We start from the raw sequence: 9167 nt of genomic DNA, 5'->3' as shown, positions 1-9167 counted from the left end.
TCATTCATCGTTGGGCTACCAGACGCCTGTCGAAAAACGAGAACAGGCCTTGGGGACTCACTTTGTCGGTGGTATCAAAAAACACTAGCAGGTCATATGAACGCTCAATGCAACATGCACATAGCCAAGAGGATGACATCTTGGGAAGAGTTGGGTTTTGAAAAAGCAGCCTGCGCGTAAAGCTTCCGCTTGTCGAACTACCAGTTGCTATGCTCAAATCTAATTTCATTGAAGTTGCTAGGGTTGAAGGAAGTGGATCAGAATTTGCTTGAAACAGCAGTCAAAGAGATTTGCGATAGCTATTGGGCAAGTCGCCAAGTTCCTGTGTTGCTCAGCGGTCTTCCTAGTATGCTCCAAGAAAAAATTCCAAATTTCCGGGCGTTGCTTGGTGTTCGTACTCTTAAAGTATTCCTTCAGGAGACCGGTGGAAATGCGGGCTATAAGCTTGTCGAGCATCCATCCCAGAAAGCACGAATTGGTGTTATTCCAGCTGCTGAGGAGTACGTGTTCCCCTCTGAGCCTCAAACTTCTACAAAGACTATCAAAGATGATGTGCGCCAAGAAGCGGTTCTGGCATTCCTTCGAGAGTTGTCGAAACTACCAGACTCGGAGTTAGATAAGGTAAACATACCCGTCTCGGTGCTTGTTAAGCTTCTGAAATAACGTGCGAATCAATATCTACTTTGTGTCTAGTCACACAGATGCCGTCGAATTAGTCCGTCGCGAACGACTTGGATTGATTCCTAAGTCGCTCCGTGATCACCCGCGAATTAAGGCAGCGGGTGCTCAGTTGTTCGTTAGTGTTTACGATCCATCAAAAGCAGATAGGTCGTTAGCAGAGACTCTATTGGAAGATACTACAAACCAAGCAATCGTACTTTTATTAGACGAGGCAGTTGGCCACGTTGCGCAGGATGTGGCATCTGCGTGCTTCGTTGCCGAGGTAGAGTTCTTTTCACATCCGAAGAGCAATTATAAAAATTACTTTGCTAGCAAACTCACCAAAGTGCTCAAGACGCTATTGAACTTTCTGGACATCATTGAAGATGGAGCTAACGCGCAGGTAATGCTTCTTCCATTCCGAAATTTCAATGCTAAGCAATTGCGTGATTTGAAGGAGCTCTGCAGAAAAGAAACCCAGTCAGATAACTTTATCAACCAAGTAGTGAGTCTTATTGAAGCGCTAAAAGGCAGACGGCGCCCACACCGGAAGTCGAATTATCCTGAACAATACTTTGCTGATGATGATGAGAAGCTATTTAAGTATGGCTTGGAACGGCATGCGGTACTTGCTACTGGCACTCCACATAATTCAATATGTGTGCTTACAGGTAATTTTAGATTTGGAAAACGAATAGCTATAGATAGACATTACAATGTAACAAAGGAGCATGGGAAGGGTACGCAAATTGGAGGAAATTTTCCTGATTGTCATGATGATATTCATGTAATAACAACAAGAACCCACCTTAATCTTTTTTGCAATGACTACCAAGCTTAAAAATGAAAAGCGGGGGTCAACCGTGTTGAGCCCCCGCTATGTTCATTACCTTGCTAGATTTCCACTCTGTTGCACGGCGGTAGTCAGCATCCTCGCGCTGATACGCCTCTAAGGCGTTCTGGCGACTTTCCCGAATACAGTCCGGCACTAGCCCGCCAGGCCTCCAATTTAATGGATTACGTGGTCGAGACAGAGCATGCTAGTAGGTTAAGTATTCTTATAGTAGACATATCATACTGCCGAGTCAATCTATCCCTAGAAGAAGCAAGGATGCCTGGCCATGCAATTGATATGAAGGCATCTATGTGTGGATCTAAGAAGAACAAGGGCCGCCAAAAGGCAGCCCAGTTCAATTTAGTACTCGGAAGGGAAGAGTATGGTCGTGGAGCTTCTGTCAGCCTCCGTGATCACCCAAACCTTGTCCGATTCCGCGCAGTCCTCTATTGCAAATGAAGAAAAAACACGAAGTCCTTCTCTCACTGCTTCTAGATTGGACTGTTGGTCTTCAGGGACCATTTCTTGCCAATCGCCAGTAACATGTCGTCTCAAAAGTGCTGAGACGTCAAGCCGGTTCTCCAGATACAAATGATGCGTTCCTTGTGTCATGTAAACCGGGCCGGTTGCAAAAAGCGGCACCACATCAAGTTTGACCGTAGTCATAGTAGTTCCAGTCCCCAATACGCTGAGGAGCGCGCGACGATGAATGAGCATCGCCGTTATCCAAGGGAAAACGACGGCTCATTCCGTCTGGCTCAAAGTGTACCGGAGCCTGCTACTGCGGGCGTCCTATACTGGCATTCGGTCTGAACAACTGACCAATTGTTGAACCGAATAAGGCATGCTGGTCCATCCGGTGTCACGGACCCATAATGGATACCGGGCATTCAAGCGCTCGAAGATAGCCATCGCCTCCTCTAACAAACCTCCGCGAGGGAGTCGGCGCCGACTTTCAGGGCAAATCGCCGTCTCAATATTAACCGCGAAATAGCTCTCCCACTCGACAAGGGAAATCCGGAAATGATCAGACTCGGCTAAGAGTTTCCGCTCTCTATCCAGCCAGACTCCCTGAAGGTGTCGAGGCCGGTAGGCAGGGGACAGCACTTCCAAAATGTTATCCACCAACTGCTGGTAGTCCCACCTGGTGTCTGGTTCATCGGATGAATAGACATCCCACATATCAACATAAACGGTCTGCGCATGACTGAGGTAGTAGTTACCCACACCCATGATTTACTCCAATACCCCGATACGCTGAGGTGCACGCGACGATGAATGAGCATCGTCGTTATCCAAAGGAAAACGACGGCTCACTCCGTCTAGCCGTAATTTTATGGGAATCTGCCAGTAATGGCGTGGTGGGCTGTCGGTCAATGCATTCGATTGCCGCTTTTTTAACAGTTGCTTTCGTTAATGCGGGTAATCTTGAAGGCTGCAATGAATTGACATCACAGGCCAACAAGCCTTGCGATTCTGTGTCCCGAGGGCTACATTATGACTATTGTTTATTGTTTTGGATGCCCAGAGGCTACAATGACCATGCTTGCTGATGTTGCCGACATGCTGCGCAAAGCCCGTCATCAGGCTGGATTAAGTCAGGCGGAACTTGCACAACGCGCCGGGGTTGCGCGTACGACAGTGGCGCGCATGGAAACGATTGCCAAGGGGGACATGAGTGTCTCTGCACTGGTCCGACTCCTGGAGGCGGCTGGCTATGACTTGCAATTGGTGAAACCCGGTCACACCCGTACTCTTGAGGATATTCTTGTCGAGCAGCGCCAAGGAACGGGGGATGAGCCATGAAGCTAGATGTGCAAGTTAGCGGCCGGAACGTTGCCAAGCTCTACCGGGAACGGGATGAGTACGTTCTCAAGTACCTGCCGGGTGTCGATACAGACGCCTTTGTCAGCTTGACCATGCCGGTGAGAGAAGAGGCTTGGCGTTGGCCACGCGATCTGCATCCGTTCTTTCGTCAGAATCTGCCGGAGGGTTTTCTGCTTGGCATTATCCGCGAAGAGTTCGGCCCGCTGCTCGATGGCACTGACCTCTCACTTCTGGCAGTAGTTGGTGGTATGGGGGTAGGGCGGGTTACGGTCACTCCTGAAGGAGTGGAACCTGGAACAAATCTGGATCCTTTGCAGATAGAAGAATTGCTATCTGCGGAGAATACCTCCGAGCACTTTGCCCGTCTGGTCCGTCAATATGCACGAGCATCCATCTCGGGGGTGGTGCCTAAATTTCTGGCCCCCCAAGAGTCAATGTCAGGGCTTGATGAGTCTTTGCCTTTGGGCAAGCCAACGCTTCGTACCGCGCATCACATCGTGAAAGGTTCGGACGATAATACGCCTTTTCTGGGCTTCAACGAGTTCTACAGCATGAAGGTGCTTGAGCGGCTTCAGGTCGTTCCAGTAGCCGGATCGCGCATGTCCGATGATGGCCGGGTGTTGATTGTTGAGCGATTCGAAGTGGATGCCCACGGGGTTCCCACGCATGGGCTTGAGGATGCCTGCGGTCTGTTGGGCTTGCCGCCGCACGAGAAATACGCGACCACGACGGAGAAACTTCTGCATGCGACAAGGGCCTACCTGCCTTCGGACCAAGTCCGGGTACAAATGGAGCAGTTCGGGTGGCACTTGCTGACCAACTACGTGGTTCGAAACGCCGACTGTCACGCCAAAAACGTGGCGCTCTATTACTCCTCGCTGAAGGATGTGCGCTATACCCCAGTCTATGACATCGTGACCACACAAGCGTACTCCCGCTTTGCCAGCAGTCCGCCGGCATTATCGGTCAGCGGCCGCAAGACCTGGGCGCCTGGCAAAACGCTGGAGCAGTTTTTTAATGCACGATTGGGGATAGCGCCGCGTCAGTATGCGGAAATGGTTGAAAGGCTGTGTGAATCGGCGGTGGTGGTCGGCAATGAGGTTATTGAAGCAGCGAAGAACGAACCTCGTTGGCGGAATGTGGCGAAGAACATGGTGCATGCGTGGAACGATGGCATGTCTTCATTGCGAAGTCCGAAGCGGACGACACTATTTAGTGGGCTGGATGTGCCGATTGCAGATGCAGGGTTTTCAGACCCCGAGCCGCCGGTGCTGTCAAAAGAAAAACTGGGCACATCAGAGTTGTTGGCCAGGCCGCGTCGCAAGCGTTGATTGGTGTACTGAGACAGCCACGAACCTAACAAAACATGTTATAATTTTGTCCTAAGTTGTTGTTATTTAACATAATCTATATTATGCGACATGGCCGTGTAGCAGCAAGGTTGTAATGTCTGTCTAGGTGTCATCATGCACCACCACCATAGTCAGGATGCTGCCATCTTGGACTGTTTCTCCAATCACGGCTGGGAACTCTTCCTGAACTTAATAAACCGCCTGAGGGCGGCTCTATTATGCCTGAAGGAGATAGGGTCAACTCATGAAACGGAGACAATGGGGTTCGGGGAGCAATGGAACAGCAAACCTGGGTTCAGTGGCTGGAACGCACAGCATAGATCACCTGAGTTAGTTCGACCGAGGCATAGCGGCGGCCCCAGTTTTCCGTGATTGGGCTCTGGCCATGCGCCTTCAGCCCAAGGCAGCAATCAACTTGGGATAGCGTCTGGCGTACTCAGTAAAGATCAGGTCCGGGTCCAGATCGCTCATCGGCTCGTGATAGCGCAGATACTCCATGCGCAGCTGGCTCTGCCCAGAGCTGATTTCCTGAAAGATCGCATCGTGCTCACCATCAAACTCCAGTGCCGGCGACTTCATTTTCTCGCACAGTTCACGATTGAAGGCTGGCGTCAGCTTTATCCAGCGCCCTTCCAGAAAAAAATCGGCATAGCCGTGGTAATAGAAAATATTGGTGCCCATCAACTGTGTCAGTTGTGGGCTGCTGAAATGGTTGCAGACGTCGGCGAAACCCAGGCGGGTGGGAATGCCGGCTGCGCGCCCGACCGCCGCCAGCAGTACCGCCTTGCCAACACAATAGCTGCGTTCCTGCGCCAGCACCTGGCTGGCACGCAGACTGTCGGCATTCAGGGTGCAGGCATAGGGGTCATAACGGATATCGTCGCGAACCGCGTAGTACAGCGCGATGGCGCGTTCACGCGTCGTGCTGGCTCCGGCGCAGACCTGCCGTGCATACGCCTGTACGGACTCATGGTCGTGGTCCAGATAGCGGGTGGCTTGAAGGTATTCGAAGTTATTCATGGCAAAGTTCCGTTGTGGGTTGCAACAGTCTGTATAGAAGGCTGAATCGGCATGATTACCAGCAGCTCTGCTCAACGGCCCTGCCAGCGGGGCGTGCGTTTGTCGGCAAAGGCGCGCGGCCCCTCGACGGCGTCAGCGCTGGCGTAGACCGGCTGATAGATTTTCTCCGCATTGCGCAGGCCCTCGGCGCAACCAAGGCTGGTCGCCTCGTTCAGGCATTGCTTGGCGGCCATCACGGACAGCGGCGCGGCGGCGGCAATACGCTCGGCCAGACTCCGCGCCCGTGCCAATACCGCTGCCGGGGTGGCTTCCAGATAATTGAGAAAGCCCACCTGATGCAGACGCTCGGCCGGCAGCAGGTCGCCGGTCAGCACCGCTTCCTTCAACAGGGCCTGCGGCATCATCCACAGCAGCGGCACTGCCCAGGGGGAACCACGCCCAACCTTGACTTCGGTGATGCCACCCCGCGTTCCCGCCAGCCCCACCCGCACATCGCAACTCAGCGCCAGCGCCATGCCACCCGCCACAAAATGTCCGTTGAGGGCAGCAATCACCGGCTTGCGCAGGCTCCGCATGGTGTGATTGAAGGGATCGGTGAGGTGTTCGAGGATGTCCTTGCCGGTGTCGGCCTTGAGCCTGGCCGCTTCCCGCAAATCCATGCCGGCGCAGAAGGTGCCGCAGGGCGTGGCGGTCAGTATGGCCACGCGCACCGCAGGATCTGCTTCCACTTTCTGCCAGGCATCGCATAGCAGGCGGGTGAGCAGTGGCGTCAGTGCATTGCGCCGCTCTGGACGATTGAGAGTGAGGGTGGCGATGCCGTTGTCCACCCTGTACAGGAGTTCATTGTGTGGTGAGCCTGCTGTGGACATGAAGGTGGTTTCCTGATGACGATGACCGTAACTGGCTCAATAGGACTTCGGCAGGCCGAGCACATGCTCGCCAATATAGTTGAGCAACATCTCGTTGTTAATCGGCGCGATTTCCATCAGGCGGATCATGGGCCACAAGGTGATGAGGTCGTAGTCGCGGTCGAAGGCATAACCGCCGTGTGTCTGGATGGCGGCATCCATGGCGGCGGCGGCGGCGCGCGAGGCCAGCAGCTTGGCCATATTGGCCTGGGCGCCGGCATCTTCGCCGGCATCGAAACGCGCGGCGGCGTCGTAAGTCATCAGCCGTGCCGCTTCCAGTTCCGCCTTGGCCAGGGCCAGGCGGTGCTGCAGGGCCTGATAGCTGCCGATGGGCTTGCCGAAAGGCTGGCGAACCTGCGCATAGGCCACCGCCTTTTTCAACACATAATCCCCCAGCCCCAGTGCTGCCGAGGCCGCTAGCAGGCGCTCGGAATTCAGGCCCTCGAACATAAGTTTCGCGCCTTTGCCGGCAGCGCCGATCAGCGCCTCGGCGGGCAGGCGCACATCGTCGAAGAACACTTGATACTGACGTTCCGCAGTTTCCACCTGGACGTTGAGCAGATGCAGTTGGATGCCCGGCGACTTCATGTCAACCACGAACAAGGACATACCTTCCGTGCGATGTTTGACCTCGGAGGCTTTCTGAGTGCGTGCGATCACCAGCATGTAGTCGGCATCGCGTGCGCCGGAAATAAATACCTTCTGACCATTGAGCACCCACTCTTCACCTTCGCGGCGGGCAAAGGTGCTCATATTGAAGCTGTTGGTACCGGCGTTGGGCTCCGTGATCGCAAAACACAGCTTGACCGAGCCATCGCAGGTCGGGGTGACGAACCGGGCGATTTGCCGGTCCGTGCCGTGCCGGATGATGGGTACGCGGCTTAAGCCCGTAACCACCAGAAACAAGGTCGGCACACCGCCCAGGGCAAGGGCTTCGCCAAGCGCCACGATTTCGACCACACCGCCGCCGGAGCCCCCGCATGCCTCGGGCACTGACAAACCCAGCAGGCCTTGCTCGCCCATCGCCAACCACATTTCCTCGGGAAAGCGGTCGTCCTTGATGCACTCCAGAATGTAGGAGCGCGGATAGCGTTCGGAAATACCACGGGTAGCTTCCTGCACGGTACGGATGCGGGAGGCCAGAGATTCGACAACGGTATCGCTGCTGGGGCTAACGGACATGGCAAGGCTTCCTGGGGGTTAGGGAAGGTCTGAACAATTCATGGGGAATGGTTCAGACGGGGAAAAGCTTGTTGGATAGCATGAACAGTATCTGAAGCAGCACCGCCGGGCGGATGCATTAGCTTTCCTTTCCGGCGGCCAGCAGGCGCCCGATGATGAGGCGCTGCACTTCCGACGTGCCCTCGACGATCTGCATGATTTTGCTGGCGCGATAAATGCCGGCTACGGGGTAATCCTCCATCAGGCCATTACCCCCGAAAATCTGCACGGCTTCGCTCGCGCACTGTTCCAGTATTTCCGAGGCATACAGCTTGGCGCTGGCTGCCTCGAAGGTATGCGGTCGGCCTTGATCCTTGAGCCAGGCTGCCTTCAGGTAGAGCGTGCGCGCCATCTCGATCTTGACCGCCATATCTGAAAGTTTGAACTGGGTGGCCTGGAACTCGAAGATCGGCTTGCCGAACTGTACGCGCTCCCGGGCGTAGGCCAGCGCATGATCCAGACAGGCCTGGGCACCGCCCACGCAGGCCGCCGCGATACTGATGCGCCCGGTCTCCAGCACGCTGAGATGCTGCGCAAAGCCGCGCCGGGGATCCCCCAGCAGGCTGTCCGCGCCCAGGCGGCAGTTCTCGAACACGAGCTCGTTGGTGGCGCCCGAGGCGAAGGCGATCTTGTGATAGCTCCTGCCGACGATGAAACCGGGTGAGCTCTTGGGGGCAATGAAGGTGACGATCCTGTCCTGCCCTTCGATCTCGGCGCGCGCTGCCACGACCACGAGGGGGCAGTTGTCAAGCGCAACGTTGGTGATGAATTGTTTGCGGCCATTGAGCACCCACTCCCCGTCTTCGAATACGGCGCGAGTCTTCAATGCGCCCGCGTCCGAGCCGGAATGTGGTTCGGTCAGGGCGAAGGCACCGATGGTCTTGCCAGCGCACAGATCCGGCAACCATTTTTGCTTTTGCGCCTCGGTGCCGAAGCGGTCTATCTCCTGGGTCACCACGCTGGTGGTGACATCAATCAGCGTGCCCAGCCCCATGTCCGCGCGCGAAATCGCCTCAATGACGAGATGCAAAGACACCCAGTCGCCGCCGCCGCCGCCATATTCGGGCGCGAAGGGAATGCCCATGAATCCCAGCTCCCCCATTTTGGCTATAAGGTCGTAGGGCACTTCCGCAGAAGTGGCCAGCTCATAGGCGCGAGGGGCGATCACGTTGCGGGCGAAGCGCTGGGCCGTGGCGCGGATGATGCGGTGTGACTCGTCGAGATCGAAATTCATGAGGCAGTCCTTTTATTGATTAACTGATGTTACGCAGGAGTCTTCTATAGTGTTTAGCGTACAGGACTGAACACGCTATCTTGTGGTAAGTCCTGCTAGAAAATAGGCTT

At 54.9% G+C, this 9167-nt stretch carries 10 protein-coding genes; 5 read left to right on the top strand and 5 right to left on the bottom strand.

Translation table 11 applies throughout. From position 1 onward, the window contains the following. The 3 genes from EV700_RS16950 to EV700_RS16350 all read left to right on the top strand — a co-directional run. Positions 1-180 (top strand): hypothetical protein (locus EV700_RS16950; RefSeq protein WP_207224710.1); only part of this gene is annotated, 180 nt, incomplete at its 5' end. Positions 181-252: 72 nt separating this feature from the next. Then, positions 253-663 carry a hypothetical protein gene (locus EV700_RS16355; RefSeq protein WP_130415806.1) on the top strand — a complete coding sequence of 137 codons (411 nt, stop codon included), beginning with the start codon at positions 253-255 and terminating at the stop codon, positions 661-663. A gap of 1 nt (position 664) precedes the next feature. Beyond that, entirely contained in the window at positions 665-1501 is an 837-nt protein-coding gene (locus EV700_RS16350) for a hypothetical protein (protein WP_130415804.1), read from the top strand. 354 nt (positions 1502-1855) lie between these two features. On the opposite strand, the gene EV700_RS16345 is transcribed toward EV700_RS16350, so the two are convergent. Continuing rightward, a complete protein-coding gene (locus EV700_RS16345; protein WP_130415802.1) occupies positions 1856-2161 on the bottom strand; it encodes a hypothetical protein in 306 nt (101 codons plus the stop codon). An 870-nt stretch (positions 2162-3031) separates the two neighbouring features. On the opposite strand from EV700_RS16345, the gene EV700_RS16340 reads away from it, so the two are divergent. After that, positions 3032-3301 carry a helix-turn-helix transcriptional regulator gene (locus EV700_RS16340; RefSeq protein ID WP_130415800.1) on the top strand — a complete coding sequence of 90 codons (270 nt, stop codon included), beginning with the start codon at positions 3032-3034 and terminating at the stop codon, positions 3299-3301. After that, positions 3298-4653 carry a type II toxin-antitoxin system HipA family toxin gene (locus tag EV700_RS16335; RefSeq protein WP_130415798.1) on the top strand — a complete coding sequence of 452 codons (1356 nt, stop codon included), beginning with the start codon at positions 3298-3300 and terminating at the stop codon, positions 4651-4653. Before EV700_RS16340 ends, EV700_RS16335 begins: the two co-directional genes overlap by 4 nt. Before the next feature lie 414 nt (positions 4654-5067). Here the strand turns inward: EV700_RS16335 and EV700_RS16330 are convergent, their stop codons facing one another. From EV700_RS16330 to EV700_RS16315, 4 genes are all read right to left on the bottom strand, one after another. Then, positions 5068-5694, bottom strand: coding sequence for a transglutaminase-like domain-containing protein (locus tag EV700_RS16330; protein WP_130415796.1), 627 nt, complete (start codon positions 5692-5694; stop codon positions 5068-5070). Positions 5695-5765: 71 nt separating this feature from the next. Further along, positions 5766-6563 carry an enoyl-CoA hydratase/isomerase family protein gene (locus EV700_RS16325; protein ID WP_130415794.1) on the bottom strand — a complete coding sequence of 266 codons (798 nt, stop codon included), beginning with the start codon at positions 6561-6563 and terminating at the stop codon, positions 5766-5768. Between the two features lie 36 nt (positions 6564-6599). After that, on the bottom strand, positions 6600-7784 hold the full coding sequence (locus EV700_RS16320) for an acyl-CoA dehydrogenase family protein (protein WP_130415792.1): 1185 nt from the start codon (positions 7782-7784) through the stop codon (positions 6600-6602). Positions 7785-7902: 118 nt separating this feature from the next. Next, positions 7903-9057 carry an acyl-CoA dehydrogenase family protein gene (locus tag EV700_RS16315; RefSeq protein WP_130415790.1) on the bottom strand — a complete coding sequence of 385 codons (1155 nt, stop codon included), beginning with the start codon at positions 9055-9057 and terminating at the stop codon, positions 7903-7905. Between the last annotated feature and the right edge of the window lie 110 nt (positions 9058-9167).

The organism is Fluviicoccus keumensis (genome assembly GCF_004217445.1).
GTDB lineage: Bacteria > Pseudomonadota > Gammaproteobacteria > Pseudomonadales > Moraxellaceae > Fluviicoccus > Fluviicoccus keumensis.
Note: the sequence above shows the minus strand (reverse complement) of the source record. Positions and strands in the feature narration are given on the sequence as shown.